This window comes from Rhodococcus sp. AQ5-07 (assembly GCF_009707305.1).
GTDB classification, from domain to species: Bacteria; Actinomycetota; Actinomycetes; order Mycobacteriales; family Mycobacteriaceae; genus Rhodococcus_F; species Rhodococcus_F erythropolis.
This window is the reverse complement of sequence record NZ_CP046099.1, coordinates 5,171,683-5,194,291: the sequence shown is the minus strand read 5'-3', so window position 1 is coordinate 5,194,291 and position 22,609 is coordinate 5,171,683. Positions and strand designations below refer to the sequence as shown.

General features: G+C 61.4%; 23 protein-coding genes. 15 read left to right on the top strand and 8 right to left on the bottom strand.

The annotated features are described in order from the left end of the window. Positions 1–4: 4 nt before the first annotated feature. On the bottom strand, positions 5–313 hold the full coding sequence (locus tag GJB56_RS31715; RefSeq protein ID WP_230091066.1) for a DUF6191 domain-containing protein: 309 nt from the start codon (positions 311–313) through the stop codon (positions 5–7). A gap of 133 nt (positions 314–446) precedes the next feature. Between GJB56_RS31715 and GJB56_RS24205 the strand changes: the two genes are divergently transcribed. Further along, a complete protein-coding gene (locus GJB56_RS24205) occupies positions 447–1,118 on the top strand; it encodes a response regulator transcription factor (RefSeq protein WP_019746521.1) in 672 nt (223 codons plus the stop codon). A gap of 39 nt (positions 1,119–1,157) precedes the next feature. Continuing rightward, entirely contained in the window at positions 1,158–1,937 is a 780-nt protein-coding gene (locus GJB56_RS24200; RefSeq protein ID WP_046377798.1) for a helix-turn-helix domain-containing protein, read from the top strand. A 22-nt stretch (positions 1,938–1,959) separates the two neighbouring features. Here GJB56_RS24200 and GJB56_RS24195 read toward each other — a convergent pair whose 3' ends face one another. Beyond that, on the bottom strand, positions 1,960–3,249 hold the full coding sequence (locus GJB56_RS24195; protein ID WP_020905883.1) for an MFS transporter: 1,290 nt from the start codon (positions 3,247–3,249) through the stop codon (positions 1,960–1,962). Positions 3,250–3,276: 27 nt separating this feature from the next. Next, positions 3,277–4,464 (bottom strand): acetylornithine deacetylase, encoded by a 1,188-nt coding sequence (argE, locus tag GJB56_RS24190; protein WP_113683493.1) that lies wholly within the window; start codon positions 4,462–4,464, stop codon positions 3,277–3,279. 111 nt (positions 4,465–4,575) lie between these two features. Here argE and GJB56_RS24185 point away from each other — a divergent pair, with 111 nt between their 5' ends. The 5 genes from GJB56_RS24185 (at position 4,576) to GJB56_RS24165 (ending at position 8,809) form a co-directional block, all read left to right on the top strand. After that, positions 4,576–5,643 (top strand): Lrp/AsnC family transcriptional regulator, encoded by a 1,068-nt coding sequence (locus tag GJB56_RS24185; RefSeq protein ID WP_230091065.1) that lies wholly within the window; start codon positions 4,576–4,578, stop codon positions 5,641–5,643. Positions 5,644–5,694: 51 nt separating this feature from the next. Next, positions 5,695–6,255 carry a TIGR03086 family metal-binding protein gene (locus GJB56_RS24180; RefSeq protein ID WP_113683560.1) on the top strand — a complete coding sequence of 187 codons (561 nt, stop codon included), beginning with the start codon at positions 5,695–5,697 and terminating at the stop codon, positions 6,253–6,255. Between the two features lie 51 nt (positions 6,256–6,306). Continuing rightward, positions 6,307–6,915: a TetR/AcrR family transcriptional regulator gene (locus GJB56_RS24175; protein WP_019746515.1), complete on the top strand. Its 609-nt coding sequence runs from the start codon at positions 6,307–6,309 to the stop codon at positions 6,913–6,915. Between the two features lies 1 nt (position 6,916). Further along, positions 6,917–7,813: a tRNA glutamyl-Q(34) synthetase GluQRS gene (gluQRS, locus tag GJB56_RS24170; RefSeq protein ID WP_019746514.1), complete on the top strand. Its 897-nt coding sequence runs from the start codon at positions 6,917–6,919 to the stop codon at positions 7,811–7,813. Between the two features lie 255 nt (positions 7,814–8,068). Beyond that, the gene (locus GJB56_RS24165) at positions 8,069–8,809 is read left to right on the top strand and encodes an EAL domain-containing protein (RefSeq protein ID WP_097387997.1); all 741 of its coding nucleotides are present in this window, start codon (positions 8,069–8,071) and stop codon (positions 8,807–8,809) included. Between the two features lie 30 nt (positions 8,810–8,839). Here the strand turns inward: GJB56_RS24165 and GJB56_RS24160 are convergent, their stop codons facing one another. Further along, the gene (locus GJB56_RS24160; protein ID WP_113683491.1) at positions 8,840–9,478 is read right to left on the bottom strand and encodes a DUF4190 domain-containing protein; all 639 of its coding nucleotides are present in this window, start codon (positions 9,476–9,478) and stop codon (positions 8,840–8,842) included. A gap of 130 nt (positions 9,479–9,608) precedes the next feature. Here GJB56_RS24160 and GJB56_RS32005 point away from each other — a divergent pair, with 130 nt between their 5' ends. The 3 genes from GJB56_RS32005 (at position 9,609) to GJB56_RS24145 (ending at position 12,126) form a co-directional block, all read left to right on the top strand. Continuing rightward, positions 9,609–10,319: an RDD family protein gene (locus GJB56_RS32005; RefSeq protein ID WP_326839306.1), complete on the top strand. Its 711-nt coding sequence runs from the start codon at positions 9,609–9,611 to the stop codon at positions 10,317–10,319. 10 nt (positions 10,320–10,329) lie between these two features. Continuing rightward, positions 10,330–11,274: a hypothetical protein gene (locus tag GJB56_RS24150; protein WP_230091064.1), complete on the top strand. Its 945-nt coding sequence runs from the start codon at positions 10,330–10,332 to the stop codon at positions 11,272–11,274. 117 nt (positions 11,275–11,391) lie between these two features. After that, positions 11,392–12,126, top strand: coding sequence for a queuosine precursor transporter (locus GJB56_RS24145; RefSeq protein WP_019746509.1), 735 nt, complete (start codon positions 11,392–11,394; stop codon positions 12,124–12,126). Here the strand turns inward: GJB56_RS24145 and tgt are convergent. Then, the gene (gene tgt / locus GJB56_RS24140) at positions 12,117–13,406 is read right to left on the bottom strand and encodes a tRNA guanosine(34) transglycosylase Tgt (RefSeq protein WP_397510514.1); all 1,290 of its coding nucleotides are present in this window, start codon (positions 13,404–13,406) and stop codon (positions 12,117–12,119) included. The two genes, GJB56_RS24145 and tgt, sit on opposite strands and share 10 nt — an antisense overlap. Before the next feature lie 191 nt (positions 13,407–13,597). Here tgt and GJB56_RS24135 point away from each other — a divergent pair, with 191 nt between their 5' ends. From GJB56_RS24135 to GJB56_RS24115, 5 genes are all read left to right on the top strand, one after another. Beyond that, positions 13,598–14,389, top strand: coding sequence for an enoyl-CoA hydratase/isomerase family protein (locus GJB56_RS24135; protein ID WP_020723626.1), 792 nt, complete (start codon positions 13,598–13,600; stop codon positions 14,387–14,389). 26 nt (positions 14,390–14,415) lie between these two features. After that, complete coding sequence (locus GJB56_RS24130; RefSeq protein WP_007731596.1) at positions 14,416–15,387, top strand: ABC transporter substrate-binding protein; 972 nt, start codon at positions 14,416–14,418, stop codon at positions 15,385–15,387. 116 nt (positions 15,388–15,503) lie between these two features. Next, positions 15,504–17,843, top strand: a complete 2,340-nt coding sequence (locus GJB56_RS24125) for a CaiB/BaiF CoA-transferase family protein (protein WP_113683490.1) — start codon at positions 15,504–15,506, stop codon at positions 17,841–17,843. Positions 17,844–17,893: 50 nt separating this feature from the next. After that, entirely contained in the window at positions 17,894–18,841 is a 948-nt protein-coding gene (locus GJB56_RS24120) for a quinone oxidoreductase family protein (RefSeq protein ID WP_021332885.1), read from the top strand. A 15-nt stretch (positions 18,842–18,856) separates the two neighbouring features. After that, on the top strand, positions 18,857–20,380 hold the full coding sequence (locus tag GJB56_RS24115; RefSeq protein ID WP_021342542.1) for an AMP-binding protein: 1,524 nt from the start codon (positions 18,857–18,859) through the stop codon (positions 20,378–20,380). Positions 20,381–20,391: 11 nt separating this feature from the next. On the opposite strand, the gene GJB56_RS24110 is transcribed toward GJB56_RS24115, so the two are convergent. From GJB56_RS24110 to GJB56_RS24100, 3 genes are all read right to left on the bottom strand, one after another. Continuing rightward, positions 20,392–21,294, bottom strand: coding sequence for an IclR family transcriptional regulator (locus GJB56_RS24110; RefSeq protein ID WP_007731601.1), 903 nt, complete (start codon positions 21,292–21,294; stop codon positions 20,392–20,394). A gap of 167 nt (positions 21,295–21,461) precedes the next feature. Further along, complete coding sequence (locus GJB56_RS24105; RefSeq protein WP_007731603.1) at positions 21,462–22,286, bottom strand: alpha/beta fold hydrolase; 825 nt, start codon at positions 22,284–22,286, stop codon at positions 21,462–21,464. Further along, on the bottom strand, positions 22,286–22,606 hold the full coding sequence (locus GJB56_RS24100) for a DUF362 domain-containing protein (protein ID WP_007731605.1): 321 nt from the start codon (positions 22,604–22,606) through the stop codon (positions 22,286–22,288). The genes GJB56_RS24105 and GJB56_RS24100 overlap by 1 nt, the downstream gene beginning before the upstream one ends. Positions 22,607–22,609: the final 3 nt, after the last annotated feature.

Below are 22,609 nucleotides of genomic sequence, written 5' to 3'. Positions count from 1 at the left end.
ACTGTCAACTCCGTCGACGGAGAACGACCTTGTTAGCTTCCGGATCGACGGGCACCCACGGCGGGTCACCGTCGGTTCCGTCCTCACGATGCATCAACGCACTCTGCCGCTGTTCGAATTCATGATGCTTGGACCCCTGAAACAGGGCAGCAACCTCTTCGAAGCCCGCAGCCGAGACCGGACGAGTCGTGCGCCCCCTGGTCCACGGCAGGGCCCGGCCACCGGTGAGCCGGTTCCAGAGAGTCTCGGCGAACGCGAACAGGACCAGCAGCACGAGCAAGCCTGGCAGCGTCAACGCGAACAGAGTGCCCATGAAAGAAGTCTAGCGACGAACGCCCCAGGTTCCCTCAACTTTTGATCAGCCACCTTGTTGTGGCCATGCGGTGGATGATCTGCCAGAATGCAAGCTGTTACGACTAGTAACACCTTCGGGGGGAGGATTTCACGTGAGCTTGATACTTGCAGCTACCGACCGTTCGGAGCTTGCCCAGACACTCGGGGCCGAATTAGTACATTTTGGTCATCAAACACAGCTCGTCCGCACCGGGCGCCGCCTACTCGACGACCTGGACACCGACAGTTTCGATATCGCCGTGATCGATCTCTTGTTGCCGGACATCGACGGCTACGAGATTGCACGACAGATCCGCTTGCGCAGTTCGATGCCGATCATGATGTTGGTGGATACCCACGAGGACATCGACGAAGCACCACATGGCGCTGTCTCGGACTTCGTACTGAACCCGATCGATTCTCACGCGCTCGATCTTCGGGTCACCGCGATCCTTCGTGAAACCGCGCATCCCGCCGCCGGAAAACACCAACGTCACGGTGACCTGCTCCTCGATCGACGTGCGATGACGGCGACGATGGGCGGAAAGCTGCTCGTCCTCAGCCGGACCGAATGGCGGGTACTCCTGGAACTGTCGACCGAGCCTGGGCGCGTGTACTCGCGTGATCATCTGATCCGAAACGTCTGGGGTTCCGACCACGAAAAGACACGTGTGGTCGACGCGACCATTCTCAGCTTGCGGTCCAAACTCGAATCCAATCCCGCGAAACCGAAGTACATCAAAACCATCCGGGGGTTCGGATATCGCTTCGGCCCGGTCGAATGAACTCGCCTTCGTGTCGGTGGCGCTCGATAGGCTCTTGTCATGGGTTGGTACACACCACAATCGGTCGCCCCGGATCTCTCCGACATCCTGGTGTGTGGCTGGACGGCGTGCGCAGAAGGTGAACACCTGCTCGTGCCCGATGCTTGCATGGACGTGCTGTGGATACGTGGCGTCGGCATACGCGTCTGTGGCCCCGAAACCGCTGCATGGTCATTCACTCTTCCGCCCGGAACACGCTCCGTGGGTGTTCGATTCCGCCCTGGATCGGCATCGCCGATGTTGCGAACCTCGGCGTCCGAGCTTCGAGATTCTCGCGCTGACCTCAGCGCTGTAACCGACGCACGCACGGAACGAATACTGTTGAACCGCTTGGAAAATTCCGAAGACCACGAACAAGTCTCGATCCTCGAAAGCGCTGTCCGGAGTTGGGCAAGTTCGAGTTTCCGTCACGATCCGGTGATCAACCACGTCCGCACCGCACTGTCCGAACATTCGTGGAATGTCAGCACTCTCGCCGACGCGGCGGCACTGACTTCGCGCCAACTCCAGCGTCGATGCAACGACGCCTTCGGATACGGCCCTGCAACGCTGCGCTCGATCCTGCGCCTCCAGCGTTTCATGGCGCTCGCTCGCAGTCGACCCGCACTGGGCCTCGCTGAATCCGCAGCCCACTGCGGATTCAGCGATCAGGCCCACTTGACGCGTGAATGCCGCCGAATCTCTTCGCTGACCCCGGCAGCTCTACTGCGAACCCAAGCCCCCGACTGGCACGGGTCGGATACCGTTGTCGCGCTGGCAGAGGGAGACGCGGTCGCATGATCGCTACCGCGCTCCCCCGCCGTCACTTCTGACTGAAAAGCGTCCTGGCAGACCACAGCCCGCCGAGGGAGAGCACTGCGACCGTCATGTAGTAGTAGCTCGGAGCGTCGAGCGAGCCTGTTGTACTGATCAACCAGGTCAAGACCAACGGCGCGATTCCGCCGAGCAAGGTCACGCCGAGGTTGTACGACAAAGACATCCCGGTAGCCCGGATCTCCGCCGGGAACAGCGAACTCATCAAGGCAGGCAACGGGCCGAAGGCAAACGCCATGATGACGCCCAGGGCCGAAACAACCAGGACGAGCGTCAGAGTCGAGGGGTGATCGACCATCAGTTTGAAGAGCGGCCAGGCCAGGACGATTGCCGCAACGGCGGCCCAGGTCATAACTCTCGCAGGTCCGACCCGGTCTGCAAGATGACCGATCAACGGCACGGTGATCAAGGTGACCAGTCCGGCGACGATTCCGCCGAGGTAGCCGGCAGAGGCGGATACTCCGAGGTTCTTCACGGCAAACGTCGGCATGTACAAGATGAGGTAGATCGAGATCGTCGCGACGCCGACTACTGCGGCGCCGGTCAGCACCCGGCCGAGATGCCTGGTCAGCGTCGTCTTCAGCGGGGCCTTTTCCGGGACGCTCGTCTTGAAATCGTCCGTTTCATCGAGCTTGGCGCGGATGTAGAGACCGACCGGCCCGACGATGATGCCGAAGAAGAACGGAACGCGCCAGCCCCATGAGTAAAGCGCTTCATGCGAGAGATGGGTATTGAGCACGTATCCGAATAACGATGCCAGGAAAACCGAAGCACCCTGGCTGGCAACCTGCCAGGAAGAGTAGAACGCCTTCTTGTGCGGTGCAGTTTCCACGAGGAAGGTTGTAGCAGTACCGAATTCACCGCCTGCGGAGAATCCTTGAATGAGTCGCGAAACCAGGATGACGACGCCGGCCCACGGCCCGATCATCGAGGTCGTCGGCGCCACCGCCATGATGAGCGTGCCGATCATCATCAGCATCATCGTCAACGTCAAGGCGTTCTTGCGCCCGCGACGGTCGGCATAGCTTCCGAGAACCATCCCGCCAAGCGGCCGGATGACGTACGAGATCGCGAACGTCGCGAACGTCAGTATCAAGCCGAGAGTGTTGTCGCCGCCGGGAAAGAAGTTATGGGCGATGACCACTGCAAATGATGCGTAGACGATGACGTCGAACCATTCGAGCGCAGCGCCGAGCGAACTGCTGATCACCGCCTTGCGAGCAGCGGCCAGGCGTTCCGGGGTGACTGCTCCGGAGGTTGGCGTAGTTGCCGTGGACATGGTTTTCCTTAGGGGGGTGAGGGTGGGTCAGGCGCGGGCGTGAGCGATGACGTTCCGAACGAACTGCTCGCACTGTGCCAATTGGTCAAGTGTCACGTACTCGTCAGGTGCATGCGCCTGAGTGATGCTTCCCGGCCCACACACAACAGTGGGGACACCGATACTCGCGAACATCCCGGCCTCGGTGGCGTACGCGACCTTTTCGTCCGAGGGCCGACCACCCCATTGTTCGACCAGTGCGGCCGCCGAAGCATTCGCATCCGTCTCCAGGGGAGGAACCGAGGCCGACACGTGCATCGTCACGGAGGCTGACGGGTTTTCTTCCTGCATCAGGTTTTCGATCCGATTCGCCTCGGCGGCAAAGCGTTCGAGCAAATCTGCGGCGCCAGCTGAGCTGATGCTCCTGAATTCGAAAGTGATGGAGCAATCCTCGGGGACAGTGTTCACTGCGATCCCGCCGGATACGAGATTGACCGAACACGTCGTCCAGGCCACGTCGAATGCGTCGTCGTACGGGCCGGACGCACGGAGCTCGTCGGCCACGCTTCTGACGAATCGAATCAACTCCGCGCCGTATTCGATCGCGTTGACTCCTTGCGGAGTAAGCGACGAGTGCGCCGAAACACCATGCAGATCAACACGTATGACGTTCATCGACTTGTGTGCGCGAATGACCCGCATCTCCGACGGCTCTCCGACGACGCACACATCAGGGCGCAGGTTCCGGGAAACAACCTCCTCGACCAACCCGGCCGCACCGATGCAGCCGACTTCCTCGTCGTAGGAGAATGCAAAGTGAATCGGCTTCGCCAGCGGCCGAGCAACGATGTCGGGGATCGCCGCGACAACGATCCCGATGAACGACTTCATGTCGCACGTGCCGCGTCCGTACAGACTTCCGTCGCGAATTTCGGGAGTGAAAGGGTGGCTGCTCCAGTCTTGATCGTCGACCGGCACTACATCTGTATGGCCGGAAAACATCACTCCACCGGCAGTGCTTCCGTCAGGAGGCGTGAATGTTGCCAACAGGTTCAGCTTGGAACCCTCGTCGTCGCAAACGAGTATCGGCTCGACCCCGTGGCGACGTAGTTCCGCGGCGATGAGATCGATCAACGGTCGATTGCTCACGGCACTCGTCGTATCGATTCCGATGAGGCGCTGCACCCAGTCGAGACTTCTCTCGGTTGGAACAGCGGACAACGTGGTGGACGACATCTGGGTTCTCCTTTCACAGCACGAACGCGGTGGGCACTTGCCACCGCGTTCTGCCCTTCGAGCATGAATGAAGTGATCCCAGACACAATGAAGATGCACGATACTTGCAACATGATCGAAGAAACGCAGGATTCCGCCGTGCTCGACGACGTCGACCTCGCCCTGATCAATTGCCTGCAACTCGACCCGCGAGCGTCGTGGCGCACGGTTGGTGACGCGCTCAAAGTTGATCCGGTTACCGTCGCGCGCCGCTGGCAACGGCTACAGGACTCCGGCACCGCCTGGGTCTCCGCGAGGGCAACCGGCCACGGCCGTCCGGAATCGTGTCTGGCTTTCGTGGAAGTCGACTGTACGACTTCGAACGCCTTGGCGATTGCGGAACGCCTTGCCCGCTGGCCGCAGGTTCTGAGCGTCGAACACACAAGCGGCCCAGGCGACTTGACCCTTCTCGTCGAGGTCAGAGACATGGCTTTCCTGTCGCGTTTCCTGCTTCGCTCACTCGCGTCGGTGCCCGGGATCGTCAGTTCGCGTGCGCACCTCGTCACCGAGGTCTTCGCGATCGGAGACGACTGGAAATTGCAGGTACTCGATGCCACGCAGCGGGCGGTGATGACAGACCGGCCTGTGCGCTACAAATATGCTCCGACGGATCAGCGCCATCACGGGAAGACTTTCGACGCGGTCGACCGCCAATTGATATTGAAGCTGGGCGAGGACGGTCGATCCTCGATTGCCGAGCTCACGGTCGGTACCGGCCTCAGCGAAAGTACGGTCAGGCGGCGACTTGCCGAACTGACGTCGCGCAACCAAATCGTGTTCCGTTGCGACGTGTCTCTACCGCTGTCCGGCTGGCCCCTCGTGACCTGGGTGTGGGGATATGTCGATCCCACGGACCGGTCGACGATTCGTGCTCTGGTGGAGCGAGTGTCTGGAACACGAGTGTGCATGCGGATATCCGGTGGACACGCCAACACACTGCTCGCGATCGCCGCACACTCCCTTCGCGAAACTCCCATTACCGAAGTACAACTCGCACAAGAGGCACCGGGCCTGGTGGTGCTGAACAGGTCAGTGGTGCTGCGATCGATGAAAAGGGTGGGCCGACTTCTCGATGACGAAGGCAAGAGCGCCGGGGTCGTACCGATGGACATCTGGGCGGAAGCCCCGGAGATCGAGTGAATGTCCGAAATAATCAATCATGACGCGCCGCGGTGGAGAAGGATTGCTGTCATGACTTCAACAGAGATCTCCCCCGCCCACCGTTATCGGGATCTGGCCGCCGGATTCACGGCGCGGATCGACGCCGTACCCGCCGACCGCTGGGACAACGATTCCCCCTGCGAGGGCTGGACCGCCCGCGACGTGGTGAGACACGTGCTCGACAGCGAACGAGACATGGTCAAGGTAGTCGGCCTGGAATTGGCACCCGGTCCGTCGGTCGACGACGACCCGTCGGCAGCCTGGGCGGCCGTCCGAGATTCGATGCAGGCCATTCTGGACGATCCGGCAAAGTCCACCCTCGAATACGACGGGCACTTCGGCCGGACCAACCTCGGGGCCACGGTCGAGGGGTTCTTGTGTTTCGATCTGGTCATCCACGGTTGGGATCTCGCAGCCGCGACCGGCACCGATACGACGATGCGTGACACGGACGTGGAGTGGGTGTCGGAGATCGCCGCGGGCCTCGGCGAGTCGATCCGCATGAGCGGTGTGTGCGGCCCGGAAATACAGGTTCCGGACAACGCTGACAAAGCGACGAAACTCCTTGCCTTCCTCGGCCGGAAGGCGTGAAAAAGTACCCCTGACGTGGGCATTACTTCCATACACATGTAATGTCGCGGTATGCCGGAACGCCGAAAATCCTCCACGAGTCCAGACCTGCTTGCGGCGGCATTGTTCGATGTCGCCGCGGAATCCGGACTGGAAAATGCCAGCGTTCGCGAGGTCGCAAAACGGGCGGGTGTCTCGATCGGCGCAGTGCAACATCATTTCTCGACCAAGGACGAGATGTTCGCATTCGCACTGCGAACACTCGTCGATCGATTGTTGACCAGACTGGCCGAATCATCCGCCGACGCGGACCCGCATACCGCCCTGTTCCAGGCGCTCTCGCAACTCCTGCCCCTCGACGAGCAACGCACGCGTGAGGCGCATGTGCTCGCCGCGTTTGCCGTGCGCGCCGCAACCAGTGAGTCACTCTCCGAAATCCGCCGGACAACCCTGTTCACAATCCGCACCGGCATCTCGACAGTTCTGATCGGGATCGGAACTCCGGAAGCGGAAACCAGAGCGGCACTTCTACTTTCAACCGTCAATGGATTGGCCCTCGACGCACTCGGAAGCCCCGCCATGTATCCGCCGCAGTACCTCGATCACGCTTTGGAAACCCAGATCCGCCTCACCCTGCACGACGCCGAGAACCCGCTCGCCTCCGTCGGGCTCGCCAGCTGACGTGGCAGGAGCAGGGCGCTTCGCGCCGAGCCCGTCCGGCGATCTCCATCTGGGAAACCTCCGTACCGCCCTCTTGGCCTGGCTGTTCGCCCGCACCAGCGGTCGCGACTTCCTCATTCGAGTCGAGGATCTCGACCGTGTCCGACCCGGCTCGATGGAACGACAACTCGACGATCTGCGCAGGCTCGGCCTCACATGGGACGGCCCAGTCGTATTGCAGTCGCACCGTCTTCCCTTGTACCACAACGCTATCGAGCTATTACGCGAGCGCCACCTGACCTATCCCTGCTTCTGCACACGCAAGGAGATCCTGCAGGCACCGTCCGCTCCCCATGCTCCCGATGGCGCCTATCCCGGCACGTGCCGGAACCTGTCGGCGGCCGAACGCGCCGAGAAATCGGCAAGCGGCCGATCCCCCGCGCTGAGGCTACGGGCCGACATCGATTCGTTCACCGTGCACGACGAACTGTTCGGCGAGGTGACGGGGCAAGTCGACGACGTCGTCCTGCTCCGCGGAGACGGCGTACCCGCCTACAACCTCGCCGTTGTCGTCGACGACGGTGCGCAGAACATCGATCAGGTGGTCCGCGGCGACGACCTCCTGACCTCGGCACCGCGTCAGGCGCACCTTGCTCAACTGCTCGACATCGAACCGCCGTCGTACGCCCACGTTCCTCTCGCGTTGAACAGTGAAGGCAAACGACTCGCGAAGCGCGACGGCGCAGTGACTCTGGCCGATCAACTCGAGGCCGGACGCAGTGCCGAACAGGTCCTGACAATGATCGCGTCGAGCATCGGTCTCGCTGAACCCGGGGAAGTTGTCACACCACCCCAATTGGCGGATCGATTCGACTCTCGCAAGATCCCCCGAACCCCGTGGATTTTCCCGGCGAAGTAAGTGAAGTTTCAATCGACACCTCGTCGGGACAAAAGCTCGATTGTCCGATATGACAAAGCCATCCGCAATAGCTATTCGTTGGCAATTCTCGATTAGTGAAGTACGGTCAAGACTGGCGAAGGAAATTCAGGGCGAGTAGTCCCTGCAAAACTACGCCCGGGATCTGAACCTGGGATCCGACCGCAGTACCCACTTGCAGCATCCACGCTGACACGCACGTGCGGCACGGGCGACTCAGGACGAAAAGGAATACGCATGGTCCGCGAGCTTCGCGAGGCACTCGACGACCATCAATTCGAGGTGTTGTATCAACCCCAGGTCAATCTGAACTCGTCAGCAATTATCAGCTATGAAGCACTTCTGCGGTGGCGCCATCCGCTTCGAGGGTTGATCGAACCCCAAGATTTCATGCGCTCCGCCGAATCCTCTGGGCTCATCATTCCCATCGGGCTGCAGGCTCTGGACATGATCTGTGCCCAAACAGCGTCGTGGCCTGAGCACATGATGGTCGCGGTCAACTTTTCACCTCGCCAACTCGCTACCCCGCACGCCGCTCACGAGATCCTCGGAGCGCTGGACAGTTCAGAAACCCCACTGAGCAGAATCATCGTGGAAGTCACCGAACTCGGCGTCGTGGGTCGGCATGCCGCCGAGACCCTTCACGTCTTGCATAACGAGGGAATTCGAATCGCGCTGGATGATTTCGGGGCGGGCTTCGCGTCTTTCTCCGCGTTGTCGGAATTGCCGCTCGACATTCTCAAGGTCGACCAATCCTTGACCTGGGCCGTCAGCGCAGCGGGTCGTGCTGGAGACCGCGCCTTCATGGTCATGGAGTCAATCGCCGACATCGCGCGGAAGCTCGGGCTTGATTCGATCGCCGAGGGCGTCGAAACCGCGGAACACGCAGCCAACGTCTTGCGAGCCGGCTGCGACATGGGCCAGGGCTATTACTTCGGGAAGCCACTTCCTGCGTCGTCCATAGTCACTCCCGTGTGAGCGCCAGCCACTTCAGTACGACGCCAAACTTCAGTACGACGACGATGCGCTCGCGATGAGTGCGACCACGAGAATCACGGCAAAAATGGCCAAGAAAGTTGCTCCGACCGCAATTCCGGCTATCGCAAGCCCGCGTCCCTCTTGACCTGTCTGCTTGATCTGATTGAGCGCGACAATTCCCAAAATGATTCCGATGATTCCGCCGAGACTGTAGAAACAACCGCCTGCAAGCGATACCACCAACGACGCAATTGCGAGACCATTGGTGCCGACTGGCTGCATCGGCGGGATGTATCCACCAGCGAATTGGTTCGGTTGACCGTACGCATTCGGCGGTTGACCGTATTGGGGCTGTCCGTATTGAGCTTGTCCGTATTGTCCGGGTTGCTGATATTGATTCGGCTGATATTGATTCGGCGGCGGCAAGTATGGATTGGGTTCACCAATTCCACCCGGCTGAGGCGTATTACCGGTCGGGTTGTACGACGGCGGCGGATAACCCGGGTACTGCTCGTTGGGAGTGGTATATCCGGGAACTTCAGGTGAAGACTGCGTTTCGGACGGGGACACGCCGTACCCCTCGGGCGGCAGGCTCGGAAATTCTCCGTATCCAGGTTTTGCCTGGTAATCGCTCGAAGAATCGTCGTTGTTGCCCCCGGAACTCGTCATACAACGCAGCCTAAACCACAGGTGACCTCCGAATCCAAGTGAGCAGATGTCATCCACATCGCTCTTTGATCCCAGTAGGGTCATATCCACTGTCACACTCGAGCGCGATATTTACGACTGAGGGGAACACATGACAACCGGCGGGTACGACCCCAACCAGAATCCAGAAGGAGGGAAGCAATTCCCACCCCAGGATCCATATGGCCAGCAGGGAACACCTCCTCCCGGAAGTTACCCACCTCCCGCCGGCCCCCCGCAGGGCGGTAGCTACCCGCCTCCTCCACAGGGCGGGAACTTCCCGCCCCCTCAGGGTGGCAACTACCCGCCGCCCGGTGGATACCCGCCGCCTCCGCAGGGTGGCAACTTCCCGCCGCCTCCGCAGTTCAACGACCAAGGTGCGTACGGCGGAGGAAATCGACTGCCCTCGGGTGCTCAGCCGGGTGATCTGTGGATTCGACTCGGCGCCCGCATCATCGACGGAATCATCGTCGGCATCATCGCCGCGATTCTGGCTCTCTTGGTCAGTGACTCCGACAGCTTGATTCTGATCTCGGGAATTCTGACCTTCGCTTACTTCATCGCAATGGAAGTAACGCAGGGTCGGACTTTGGGAAAGATGATTCTGGGCCTTTCAGTGCACGGTCCGGGCGGCGCACCTCGCCCCTCCGTCCAGCAGTCTGCGATTCGCAACGCCTTCACGTTGCTCTCGATCATTCCGATCATCGGCGGAATCCTCGCGCTGGTCGCCTACATCGTCATCGCGGTCACCATCAACAACAGCCCCACCAAGCAGGGCAAGCATGACGAGCTCGCTGGTGGGACTCAGGTAGTCAAGGGTTAGGTAGACATATATGACAACCGGTGGGCAAGACCCCAACCAGAACCCAGAAGACGGGAAGCAATTCCCACCCCAGGATCCGTACGGCCAGCAGGGAACACCCCCTCCGGGGAGTTTTCCTCCACCGGCCGGTCCTCCGCAGGGTGGAAGTTATCCCCCGCCCGGCGGCTACCCGCCGCCCCCACAGGGCAACTTCCCTCCACCCCCGCAGGGTGGAAGCTATCCCCCTCCCGGCGGAAACTACCCGCCTCCCGGTGGGTACCCACCTCCTCCCGGTGGTGGCAACTTCCCGCCTCCGCCCCCGAATGACTACGGCGCAGGCTTCGGCGCCCCCCAGCTTTCTGTGGGTGCGGCAATTACCTACGGCTGGAACAAGTTCAAAGACAACGCACTGGTCTGGATCGGGATCTCGATCATCGCTTTTCTGATCGCCGGACTCATCCAGGGCGCTTTCAACGGCTTCGACTACACCAATACCGAATTCAGCGCGCTGTCGATCGTGGGTGGATTGGTCACCGCAATCGTCGGCTACATCATCCAAGCCGCATTCCTTCGTGGAGCATTGAGCGAATTGGACGGAATCAAGCCGGCTTTCGGCACCTTCTTCCAATTCACGAACATCGGTGCAGTTGTTCTCGGCGGTTTCCTTGTCGCCGTCGCCACCTATGTCGGTTTGGTTCTGTGCATCATTCCCGGCATCATCGCGGCGTTCCTGCTCTACTACACGCTGACCTTCATCGTGGACAAGAATCAGGATGCGATTTCGGGCATCAAATCGAGCTACGCGTTGACCTCGTCGAACGTCGGAACGTTGATCCTGCTGGCGCTCGCTCTGATCGGTATCAACATCATCGGCGCACTGCTGTGCGGAATCGGTCTTCTCGTGACGGCGCCCGTCGCGCTGATCGCCAGTACCTACGCATACCGCGTGCTGACCGGCGGCCATGTAGCTGCCTGATCAGTTCGTTTGCATCACCGAAGGCCCTGCGGTTCCACGTGAAACCGCAGGGCCTTCGGTGTGTTCTGCGCAACTGGACGGTCGCCAACTCGCCTCCGAGCGCCTTGTGGTGCTTGGATGACGGACGTGACAGCTCAGGATCAGCAAGACGAATCGACCCACGAAACCAAATTTGCGCACGTCAGCCGGGGTTATTACCCGACAATCGTCGCGCTCTTCACCGCAACGCTGCTGATCTCGAACGTGGCGGCGACCAAGGGGGTCGCCTTCTTTGCGGATTCCGACTTCTCGCTCGGTCCCTTGCAGATTCTGCCCATCATCACCGATGGTGGATTCTTCTTGTTCCCGCTTGCCTACGTCCTCGGTGACGTACTCAGCGAGGTGTACGGCTTCAAGGCGACCCGACGCGCGATCTACCTGGGCTTCGGCGCACTGATTCTTGCCGCCGCGTGCTTCTGGATCGCTGTGCAACTCCCGTCGGCAGAGTTCTACGAGAACCAGGCCGCCCTCGAAACCGTGGTCGGCGTCATTCCCCGGCTGCTGGTCGCAGGCTTGGCCGCCTACCTCGTCGGCCAGCTGCTGAACTCCCTGGTCCTGGTCATGATGAAAAAGCGCATGCAGGAGAAGCACCTGTGGGCGCGGCTGATCGGCTCGACCGTCGTCGGCGAATTCGCCGACACCCTCATCTTCTGTTCCATCGCAGCCGGTGTCATCGGCATCAGTACGTGGGAAGACTTCATCAACTACGTGCTGGTCGGCTTCCTGTGGAAGACGCTTGTCGAGGTTCTGGTCATGCCGATCACCTACCGCGTCATCGCCTACGTGAAGAAGCGCGAACCGACCTACGTCTGAGGTGCAGGCGTCTTCGCCGCATAGAACTTTCCGAGCATGTCCGCTTTGAAGTCGTGGAAGTATCCGCCTTCGATGCTGGCTCGGATGTCGTCGACCAACTTCACGGTGAATCGCTCGTTGTGGATCGTGCACAGCGTCGACGCGAGCATTTCCTTCGCCTTGAACAGGTGATGGATATACGCGCGGGTGTAATTGGCGCACGTGTAGCAGTCGCACTCGTCGTCGATAGGCGTGAAGTCACGACGGAATCGGCTGGTGTTGATGTTGAACCGGCCGGAGCGGACGTAGATCGCGGCATTGCGAGCAACACGCGACGGATTGACGCAGTCGAAAGTGTCCGCGCCGTTCTCGATTGCTACGAAGAAGTCGTCCGGTTCACTGATGCCGAGCATATGACGCGGCTTGTTCTCGGGTAGTTCCTCGTTACACCAACGCACAATTGTGCCGAGGTTCTGCTTCTCGAGGGCGCCGCCGATGCCATAGCCGTCGAAGCCGTATCCGTTCTCGCCTTCGATCGACTCGAGTCCGCGGCAGGCTTGACGACGTAGATCTTCGTATTGCGCGCCTTGAATCACGCCGAAGAGAGCCTGATAGGGCTTGTCAGCGCGTTCAGCGGTGAGCTTCTCGTGCTCGTTGATGCAGCGGATCGCCCAGGCCTGCGTACGCTCGACCGATCGCTCCTGATAGCCGCGGGTGTTGAGCAACGTGGTGAGCTCGTCGAACGCGAACATGATGTCGGCACCCAGCTGATGCTGAATCTGCATCGACACCTCGGGGGTGAAGCGATGCTTACTGCCGTCGAGGTGCGATTTGAACGTCACGCCCTCGTCGTCGACTGTCGCGAGACGCTCCTTGCCCTTCGCGATGACGTCGTCGGACTGCACACCGACGGCCTCCATCGCGAGCACCTTCTTGAACCCGACACCAAGCGACATGACCTGGAAGCCGCCGCTGTCGGTGAAGGTGGGCCCGTCCCAGTTCATGAACTTGCCCAGCCCGCCGGCCTCGTCGACGATGTCGGGTCCCGGCTGCAAGTACAGGTGGTACGCATTGGCGAGCAACGACTGCGCACCGAGTTCCTTCATGGACTCGGGCAGCACGGCCTTGACCGTGGCCTTGGTTCCGACGGCCACGAACGACGGCGTCGCGATATCACCGTGCGGTGTGTGGATGGTGCCGGTGCGTCCGAGCCGGTCCTCGAGCCTGGTCCCCATGGTGAAAATCGACTCGGGACGCTTGTCGACGGAGGGCGCGGGCGGTGTCGGTACTGCAGAAGTCACGGGCTCAATCCTGTCACAGGAGCAAATATCGACGTGATCACAGCGAAGAAAGTTCCTACGCGATCAGCATCCGCATTGGTCTACTGACCGAACCCGAGCGGTACCGCCGCGTGAGGGTCCCCACCATACTTCCCACTACACATCCCCCGGCTCGACCGGTTTACCCCGCCAACCCGCTGACAGGAGCTCACTTGACGAGACAGACCGGCCAGACCTACAACTTCGTCACCGTCGACGTCACAGACTCGATTGCCACCGTGACTATCGACAAACCTCCAGCCAACGCATTCAACCCCAGCATGATCGCCGAGCTTCTGGAGATACTGCCGGTACTCGCGTCGGACCAGACCGTCCGCGTCATTGTCGTGACGGGCACTGGACGGTTCTTCGTCGCCGGTGCGGACATCACCGTGATGCGCGAGCTGACGGAAGAAACTCAGCGCGCGATGCGCCCGTGGGTCGACGTACAGCGGATCCTCGAGTCGGCTCCCAAACCTGTCGTCGCGAAGATCAACGGGCACGCACTCGGCGGCGGAGCAGAACTGACGTTGGCCTGCGACTTCCGCATCATGGCGCAGTCGGCGACCATCGGCTTCCCCGAGATCGGACTTGGGCTTTTTCCGGGTGCCGGTGGCAGCCAGCGACTTCCACGCCTCATCGGCGCTCACCGAGCCAAAGTGCTCATGATCGAAGGCAAGCGCCTCAGCGCCGAGCATGCACTCGATATCGGCCTGGTCGACACCGTCGTTGCGGACGCCGACCTCGATGCGCATTGCGCTGACCTCGCACGCGAACTCGCGACGAAACCCACTGCCACCATCGGAATGATCAAACGCATTGTCGACGAGGGCATGTCGTTGCCGCTCGATCAAGCGCTGGATCTCGAATTCGAGGCAGTGCTCGACCTGATCAAGACGGACGACGCTGCTGAGGGACTTCAGTCATTCCTCGACAAGCGGTCCCCCACCTTCACGGGACGCTGACAGCTCCCATTTACCGAGAGGCCATCATGCTCAACAAATTTCAGAAGAAATGGGTGGGCGCAGTCGCTTCTCTCGCCGCCCTGACGATCGCGGTCAGCGGATGCACCCGGCCCGCTACCGACAATTCCGCGGAAAGTGGTGGCCTGGTACGGATCGCGGTGGGTGTAGACCCGTCGTACGCCCCGATTTTCCTGGCCGACCACGAGGGCATGTTCGAGGCCGCCGGCCTCGACGTCCAGGTCATCCAGACGGAAGGCGGGGCGGCGGGCGCCCAGAACGTCGTAGCCGGAACTTCGGAACTCTCCGGCAATGCCGACTCGACAGCACTGTCCGTCATGGCCGCCAATCCGAGCCTGCGGGCGCTGGGCGTATTTCAGGAATCCGACCGATACTTCCAGGTTGTACTGAGGAATGGCGTCGAGCCGAAGTCGATCAAGACCATGGGCGTCTTCCCCGGCATCGGCCTCTACTTCACGAACCAGTACCTGGCCAGTCTCGGCATCGACCCCACGACGGTCACACTCGTGAGCACAAGCCCGCCCGAACAGCCTGCTTTGCTGGCGCGCGGTGACATCGACGGCTTCCTGTCCTTCGACCCCTGGGTGACGCAGAGTGTCAATACCGGCGGGCGCGTTGTTGCCACGACCGGCGACTTCGGCGCCAAGTACGCCCAATGGATCATCGCTTCGGACAACTGGTTGTCCGCGAACGAAGAAACCGCAGGCAAGGTGTTCAAGGTGATCTCGGAAGCGTCGGCAATCGTGAACTCGGATCCGGATCGGGCTGCAACCGCAATTGCCGCGTCTATCCAGATGGACCCGGCCGAGGCCGCAGACCGGGTGACCCAAATCGATTTCGGTGGACGCGGATTCACCGAGGACGACGTGGAGCGCGCAAACGAACTTGTTGCATTCTTCCGCGAGCAGGGCAAGATCTCCGCGGACATCGATCCGTCCGCTGTCCTCCTCTCGGGATGGTTCGAGCAGAACGCCGCCTGAGCGGAGAGTGAGAACGGGTCCGGTGGGCAGACCGAAATCATGTCGCCCACCGGCCCGCAGAACTACGTTCGACACCAGTCGGTTCGGCGATATCTTTCGATTGAAACGGAGTAGTTGTGGTGCATCCCCCGGTACGGGTCGTAGAGATTTCCAGTCCGTTTGCGCGATTCGCCGGGCGCATCCTGGTCGGGCTGGGTTTCGAGGTCATTCTGGTAGAACCACCCACCGGTGACCCCAGTCGCACCGAGTCCCAGGGTGATTCGTACTTGCATTGGCATGCGGGCAAGAAGTCCGTTGTCCTCGATATCGACGACAGCAACGATCGCCTCGCTTTCGAAGCACTGCTGCGCAGTGCCGACGTCCTGCTCGACGGCAGCGCGACCGGCGCTCTACGCGACAACCGAGGATCTCTCGTTCACGTACGAGTGACACCCTTCGGCACAACCGGACCGCGAAGTGACTGGAAGGCAACAAATCTGACCGTCGCGGCACTCGGCGGGATGATGGCCCAGGTCGGCGATCCCGAGCACCCTCCACTGCTGCTCCCCGAACTCCAGGCTGAGCAGCTCGCCGGAATCAATGCCGCAATCGGCGTGCTTCTCGGACTGCGTTCGCGATCCAAGGGCCACAACCCGTTGCTGGAGATCAGCGCTCAGGAATGTGTTGCCGCCGCGCTGGAAGCGGGCACTCTTGCCTACATTCACGAGGACCGCGTACCACCGCGTCCGGGCCGGGTACATCCGCTCGTTCCGCACGGACTGTTCCAGGCCGCCGACGGTTATGTCGGTGGCGGCCTCGGCGGTAGCCCCCGCATGTGGGACGGCATGTTGGCCTGGCTGATCGACAACGATGCTCAGGACGATCTCGATCAACCGGAGTGGTCCGACGCGGTCTACCGAAAGACGCATCAGGAACACATTTTCGACGTTCTGTCCGCCTTCATCGCGAAGTGGCCGAAGGAAGAATTCGCGGTCAGCGCGCAGTCACGCAAGTTGCCGTGGGCAGCGGTCGACCGGCCCGAAGAACTGCTGCGTAACCCGCAACTCAACGACCGGGACTTCTTCACCGACGTGACCGGAGATCACGGTACCTACCGCGATCTCGGGTTCGGCTTCGCTTTCCCCGAAGGCCGGCGCATCGGAACGCTCGAGGCTGCCCGGTTGGGCCAGCATCAGGAACTCTTGAAGGCCACCTCGCCTGTGGCAGTGAACGAAACCCACGAGTTCAGCGGTGGCAGCACGCCCAGCCTCGAAGGTGTCCGCGTCCTGGATCTCACGTGGGTGTTGGCGGGCCCGTACGGCACCAGAATCCTTGCCGACCACGGTGCCGATGTCATCAAGGTCGAATCGATCGGACGCCCGGACCCGACTCGCTTTGCACCGTTCATGCATCTCTCGCGAGGACCGCACGACAATCCGAACACCAGCGGGTACTTCAACGACGTCAACCGCAACAAGCGCAGCATCACACTCGATACCCGATCCGCAGAGGGCCTTTCGGTACTGCGCGACCTGATCAGGAACTCCGACGTCGTGGTCGAGAATTTCAGCTCGTCGGTCATGGACAAGATGGGGCTCGGCTACGAACAACTCCGGGAGCTCAACCCGGACATCATCTACGTGTCGATGTCCGGGATGGGTCACACCGGTCCTCGCAAGGACTGGGTGTCGTATGCCGACATCGTTTCGGCAAGTACCGGTTTGACCGCACTGACCGGCTGGAACGCCGATGACGTTGTCGGAGTCATCTACGGCCATGGCGACATCGTCGCCGGACTGCAAGCCGGCGTCGCGATGCTGGCAGCCCTCGACTACCGCGACCGGACCGGCCGGGGACAGCACGTAGACCTGTCACAACTCGAAGCCATGGCAGCGCACATGGGTACCAGCGTTCTCCAAGCCGCCCGGTCACAGTCCCCCGATCCGATCGGCAACAGCCATCACGAACTGGCACCACACGGCGTGTACCCGTGCCTCGGCAGCGACCGGTGGTGCTCGATTGCCGTTCGCGATACCACGGAATGGAATGCATTGTGCCGCATCATCGAAGCAGAGAAATGGATCGGCAATCCTGACTTCGCGAGTGCAGAAAGCCGCCAAGCCGATCACGAACGTATCGACGACGCCATCGCCGACTGGACCAGGACTCTGTCACCCGAAACCGTCATGGAACGCTTGCAATCGGCGGGTATCGCGGCCGGCACCGTCCAGGACGGACGCGACCTGGTCGAGAGCGATCCACATCTTCGGGCACGCAGTTTCTATTCGGCACAGGAACATCCCCTCGCCGGAACATTCCTCCACGAAGGCATCCCCGTTCGCCGGAACTCCGAACCCGGCTCGATCCGACGCGCTGCGCCGGTGCTGGGCGCGGACACCGACGACGTCCTCGAGTCGGTGCTCGGATACAGCGACGAACTGATCGCCGGACTTCGCGACCAGTCGATCCTGTCCTGACCGCACTCATATTCAGTACATCCATTCACAGATCGCTCCTAGGAGACACAATGCGCGCGGCCCGACTCCATCAGTTCGGCACTTCACCGGTCATCGACGACATCGACATTCCCACACGTGAATCCGGTCAGACGCTCGTGCGCATCGACGCTGCCGCGCTCGGCCATCTCGACATCACCGTCGCGAGCGGAAACTTCGGAGTCAAGCCGAACCTGCCACATATCGGTGGAACAGACGGAGCGGCGACGGTAATCGAATCCGACACCTATGAGCCTGGCACCCGCCTTCTGGTCCGAGGCGGCGGAGTCGGCCTGTTCAAGAACGGTTGCTGGGCTGAGTATCTGGTAGCGGCAGACAAGGCGTTCACACCCTTTGATCCCGCACTGTCGCCGGCCGTCGCCGCAACCTTCTTCCTGCCCAGCACAACCGGCTATGTTGCCGTCAACGACATTGCAGCCGTCGCTCCCGGCGAACGAGTTGTTGTCGCCGGAGCATCCGGCGCTGTCGGATCGATGGCAGCACAGTTCGCTCTGCTTGCCGGAGCGTCCGAGGTAATCGGTGTTGTACCGCGCGAAGATCAGGCTGCCTTGCTTCCGGAGGGTGTGCGTCCCGTCGTCGGGCAAGGCGACGAACTTGCCGGGGTGCTGGGATCCGAGCCTTCCGTCGACGCCGTGATCGACACGCTTGGCGGCGACGGCTTGCCGCACCTTCTGGCGAGTGTTATCCCCGGTGGCCGGGCTGCCCTGATCGGATATACCTTGGGTAAGAGCCTCACCCTGGACTTGCCGAACTGGTTGCTCAGCGATGTCCGGATCCTGCCCGTCAACATGATTCGCAAGACTGCCCGGCAAGCCGAACTGGCACCTGAAATGATCCGACTGCTCATCGAAGGCAAGATTTCCGTTGCAGTGCAGGAGTTTCCGCTGGATGACATCGCAACGGCACTGCAGTTGATGGGTGAGGGCAAGGTTGCCGGCCGGGCCGTCGTCGTACCCTGAGGGATACAATTACCCATGCCCCACGACGCACATGCCATTCCGCGCTCGCTTCCGGATTTGATCCGGAGGCGAGCTTTGGAGCGTCCGGAGCACCCGGCGCTCGTCGTCGACGGGATCACGGTCACCTACCGCGAATTGCGGGATCGTGCAGCGTCGATGGGGGCGGATCTCCGTAATCACGGTGTCGGCCGTGGGGAGCGCGTGGCGGCACTGTCCGGCAACAGGATCGAACTGGCAGACCTTGTTCTCGGATGCGCGTGGATCGGTGCGGTTGTCGTCCCACTCAATACGGCCCTCCGAGCCGACAGTGTTGCCAGCGCACTCGAACAGGCTGGTGTACAACGGATCCTGGTTTCACCCGAATACTCAGGCGCTGTAGCCGGATTCGACGGCACCGTGTGGGTCATGGGTGAACAGTGCGTCCCCACTGCCGGTTCGCATCCGGGCTGTGAGCCCGAGACCCTCGATCCGCTCGACCTGGCCGCGATACTCTTCACCTCCGGCACCACCGGTCTGCCCCGAGGCGTCCGATGCCCGCACGCGCAGTTCCTGCAGTGGGGCAAAGGCGTCGGCGCCTCACTCGGGCTCACCGGGGACGATGTGCTGTACAACTGCCTGCCGCTGTTTCACACCAATGCTCTCAATGCCTTTGTTCAGTCCCTTTGGGCCGGGTCTACTTTTTTCCTGGGACAACGCTTTTCGGTCCGCAATCATTGGCGCGAAGTTCGCGAGATCGGCGCAACTGTCGACTACCTGCTGGGTGCGATGGTGGCCATGTTGATGAACGCGGACCCATCGCCGCAAGACCGACAGCACAGCGTCCACGTGGCACTTGCCCCCGCAACGCCGGCTCATCTGATCGAACCGTTTGCCCAGAGATTCGGTGTAGAACTCGTGGACGGATTCGGAAGTACCGAAACCAATCTCGTGATCGGCACACTTCCGGGAGATCGGCGGGCCGGGTACATGGGGCGGGTGATGAGTGGCTACGACGCCGCAGTCGTCAACGACGGTACTGCTGCCGCAGACGGGGAGCCCGGCGAACTGGTGGTCCGCAGCACGATCCCCGGCGCCTGTTCACTGGGCTATCTGGGCGAGGAGATTCCGGCGACGGAGAGTTGGATACAGACCGGTGACAGGGTGATTCGGGAAGCAGACGGCTGGTTCCGATTTGTCGATCGCATCAAAGACGTGATTCGGCGCCGCGGTGAAAATATTTCCGGGGCCGAAGTGGAAACCGTTCTGGCGTTGCATCCGTCAGTCGGTCAGGTTGCCGTCTTCCCGGTACCGTCGGATCTGGCCGAGGACGACGTCATGGCAACTGTAATACTGCGCCCCGGAGTATCTTTCGACCCCATTTCGATTCTGGAGTTCTCCCAGCAACAGCTGCCGTACTTTGCACTTCCCCGGTACATCGACGTCGTGGACACGTTGCCACTCACCGAAACCGGCAAGGTACAGAAAGCAGTGCTACGTGAGAGGGGCGTCGGCCCACACACCTGGGACTGCGAGAAGAGCGTGTTCCGCGCCCGGCGATAGACCGCGCCTCGCTACTTGCCGCAACCGTTGAACGAACACATCACCGGACTGCAGATCGTGCGCAGAGCCAGCGGGTCGCTCGGCGAATGTGTGCACTTCATGGCATGAAGTTTTCGGGTGATTCCGGCGCCGGCAGTGCGCAGGGCCCCGGTGATGCGGCTGACGTTGAGGCGAGCCGTCGGCGCTGTCACAGACAACGCGCCGGCCAGAGTGCGCGGGCCGCTGAACACCGGCACTGCGACGCTCATGTACCCGAGCCGTGTCTCCTCGACCTCCACCGCGAGTTGTTCCTTACGCATCCGCTCGGTTTGCTGGCGCAGCACGCTGACGGACATCGTCGTTCGACTGGTCAAGGCGGTGAAACCCTGCTCGACTACCTCGTCGAAGACCGATTGCGGGGAGAAGGCAAGGATGATCTTGCCGGTGGCGGTGCAGTACAGCGGGAGCCGACCGGCCACCCGCGACTGCTGATTGAGCCCGCGGTGTCCGATGATCTTCTCGATGTAGAGGACGTCGATGCCGTCACGAACCGCAAAGTGAACCGTCTCCTGCGTCGCCAGCAGTAGGTCCTCCATGTACGGCAGCGCCGCGTCGCGCAGAATCCGCTGACGCGGCACCAATTGGCCCAGCTCGAACAATCGCAGGCCGAGCCGGTACTTGGTACCCGCGCGCTCGAGCAATCCCCACTCGACCAGCTCGCCGGCCAACCGGTGAACCGTCGCTTTCGCGACCCCACTGCGCCGGGTGAGCTCCGTCAGAGACAGGTCACTGTGGTCGGTGTCGAAAGCGTCCAAGATCATTCGAGCCTTGCCCAGGACCGAGGACAGTTCACCTGCAGGCTGCGATGCAGCGGTCGTTTCCGACGCGATGGGTAGTACGGATCCGAACCCGACGGATTGTTGTGGAGCGGCCATGAGTGTCCTCCTGAACGATCTGTGACAGCCTGCCGAGACCGAGTGCCACAACGGCCGAGATCGGTCGGGGCCCTCGTTAGGTGCAGGTGCTTCGAGACTGACACTATGGTGACGACACGATGAGACGCACGCCACACGGTCCGCTCAGTGAACCCGTCCCGCAGAGTTTACACGGGGCGCCTACCTGCGTAATTCTCCAGAAACATGCGGACGGCGGATGCAATCTGCGGAGCGTGCTCCTCGACGAGTGCGACGGTCCCCGATTCGACGATCTCCGTTTCCACCACTGCCGCACCCGTCAGGTGTGCACGCAACGGCGCAATGTTAGGCATCGAGAAGGGATCCTTCTGCGCGCCGATCAGCAAAACCGGCGCAGTCACCGAACCGACTCTCGCCTCCATGACGTAGCGGGCGCAGGCTTTGTGCCCCTCCGCCGGATCTACCCGGTAGGCAAGCGCGTCTCGGATGAACCTGTCGAGCAGTGCGGTGCCTGGTTCGGGGTAGTAGGGGCGACGCATCTCCCACAGCCTGGTGAGATGGCTACCGTCTGCGGCCCGGTCGACGCAGTCGATCCCACCGGGTCCCGAGTGCCCCTCGCGGTAGTTGCGGTCGGTCCACGGGCACGACGAGAGCACGGCAGCGTGCACCCTCTCGGGGCGTGATGCCGCCATCTCGAGCGCCACTGCCGCACCGGTGTGGTGACCGATGACCGTGACTCGATCGACGCCCAGGGTGTCGAGCAATTCCCACGCGCCTCGCGCATAGGTCTCGATGGTCTGCGGGCCGGGCACCGGAGCACTGTTGCCGTACCCCGGCATGTCCATCGCGACAACGCGGAAGTCGTCGGCAAGGAGTGGAATGAACTCGCGGAACTCGTCCCACGACCGGGGCGCCTGATGAAGCAGGAGAATCGCCTCACCCGAACCTTGCTGCGCGTAATGCAATTGCCCGAAAGACGAATCCACGTATCCGAGTTGCAGGCCGCCAGCCATCAGAACGCCGCAACCATCGGGGTATCGACGCCGACGATGTCGATCTTTGCCGAACCACCCGGATTTCCGACGGGCTCGCTACGGGTAGGCAAGACCTCGAGGAAGAAGCGCTTGTTGTCTTCCTTGAAATCCGGGTCTGCTTTCCGGTCGACGGTGATCGCCTCCACCGGGCAGGCCAATTCGCAAGCGCCGCAATCGATGCATTCGTTCGGGTTGATGTAGAGCTTGCGATCACCCTCGTAGATGCAATCCACGGGGCATTCTTCCATGCACGATCGGTCCGTGTAGTCGATGCATGCTTCACCGATGACAAATGCCATTGC

Bases quoted from the DNA above. Each gene is read 5' to 3' on its own strand.
- GJB56_RS31715 (WP_230091066.1), bottom strand. From the start codon at position 313: ATGGGCACTCTGTTCGCGTTGACGCTGCCAGGCTTGCTCGTGCTGCTG.
- GJB56_RS24200 (WP_046377798.1), top strand. From the start codon at position 1,158: ATGGGTTGGTACACACCACAATCGGTCGCCCCGGATCTCTCCGACATC.
- GJB56_RS24195 (WP_020905883.1), bottom strand. From the start codon at position 3,249: ATGTCCACGGCAACTACGCCAACCTCCGGAGCAGTCACCCCGGAACGC.
- argE (WP_113683493.1), bottom strand. From the start codon at position 4,464: ATGTCGTCCACCACGTTGTCCGCTGTTCCAACCGAGAGAAGTCTCGAC.
- GJB56_RS24185 (WP_230091065.1), top strand. From the start codon at position 4,576: ATGATCGAAGAAACGCAGGATTCCGCCGTGCTCGACGACGTCGACCTC.
- GJB56_RS24180 (WP_113683560.1), top strand. From the start codon at position 5,695: ATGACTTCAACAGAGATCTCCCCCGCCCACCGTTATCGGGATCTGGCC.
- GJB56_RS24175 (WP_019746515.1), top strand. From the start codon at position 6,307: ATGCCGGAACGCCGAAAATCCTCCACGAGTCCAGACCTGCTTGCGGCG.
- GJB56_RS24165 (WP_097387997.1), top strand. From the start codon at position 8,069: ATGGTCCGCGAGCTTCGCGAGGCACTCGACGACCATCAATTCGAGGTG.
- GJB56_RS24160 (WP_113683491.1), bottom strand. From the start codon at position 9,478: ATGACGAGTTCCGGGGGCAACAACGACGATTCTTCGAGCGATTACCAG.
- GJB56_RS32005 (WP_326839306.1), top strand. From the start codon at position 9,609: ATGACAACCGGCGGGTACGACCCCAACCAGAATCCAGAAGGAGGGAAG.
- GJB56_RS24150 (WP_230091064.1), top strand. From the start codon at position 10,330: ATGACAACCGGTGGGCAAGACCCCAACCAGAACCCAGAAGACGGGAAG.
- GJB56_RS24145 (WP_019746509.1), top strand. From the start codon at position 11,392: ATGACGGACGTGACAGCTCAGGATCAGCAAGACGAATCGACCCACGAA.
- GJB56_RS24130 (WP_007731596.1), top strand. From the start codon at position 14,416: ATGCTCAACAAATTTCAGAAGAAATGGGTGGGCGCAGTCGCTTCTCTC.
- GJB56_RS24120 (WP_021332885.1), top strand. From the start codon at position 17,894: ATGCGCGCGGCCCGACTCCATCAGTTCGGCACTTCACCGGTCATCGAC.
- GJB56_RS24115 (WP_021342542.1), top strand. From the start codon at position 18,857: ATGCCCCACGACGCACATGCCATTCCGCGCTCGCTTCCGGATTTGATC.
- GJB56_RS24110 (WP_007731601.1), bottom strand. From the start codon at position 21,294: ATGGCCGCTCCACAACAATCCGTCGGGTTCGGATCCGTACTACCCATC.
- GJB56_RS24105 (WP_007731603.1), bottom strand. From the start codon at position 22,286: ATGGCTGGCGGCCTGCAACTCGGATACGTGGATTCGTCTTTCGGGCAA.
- GJB56_RS24100 (WP_007731605.1), bottom strand. From the start codon at position 22,606: ATGGCATTTGTCATCGGTGAAGCATGCATCGACTACACGGACCGATCG.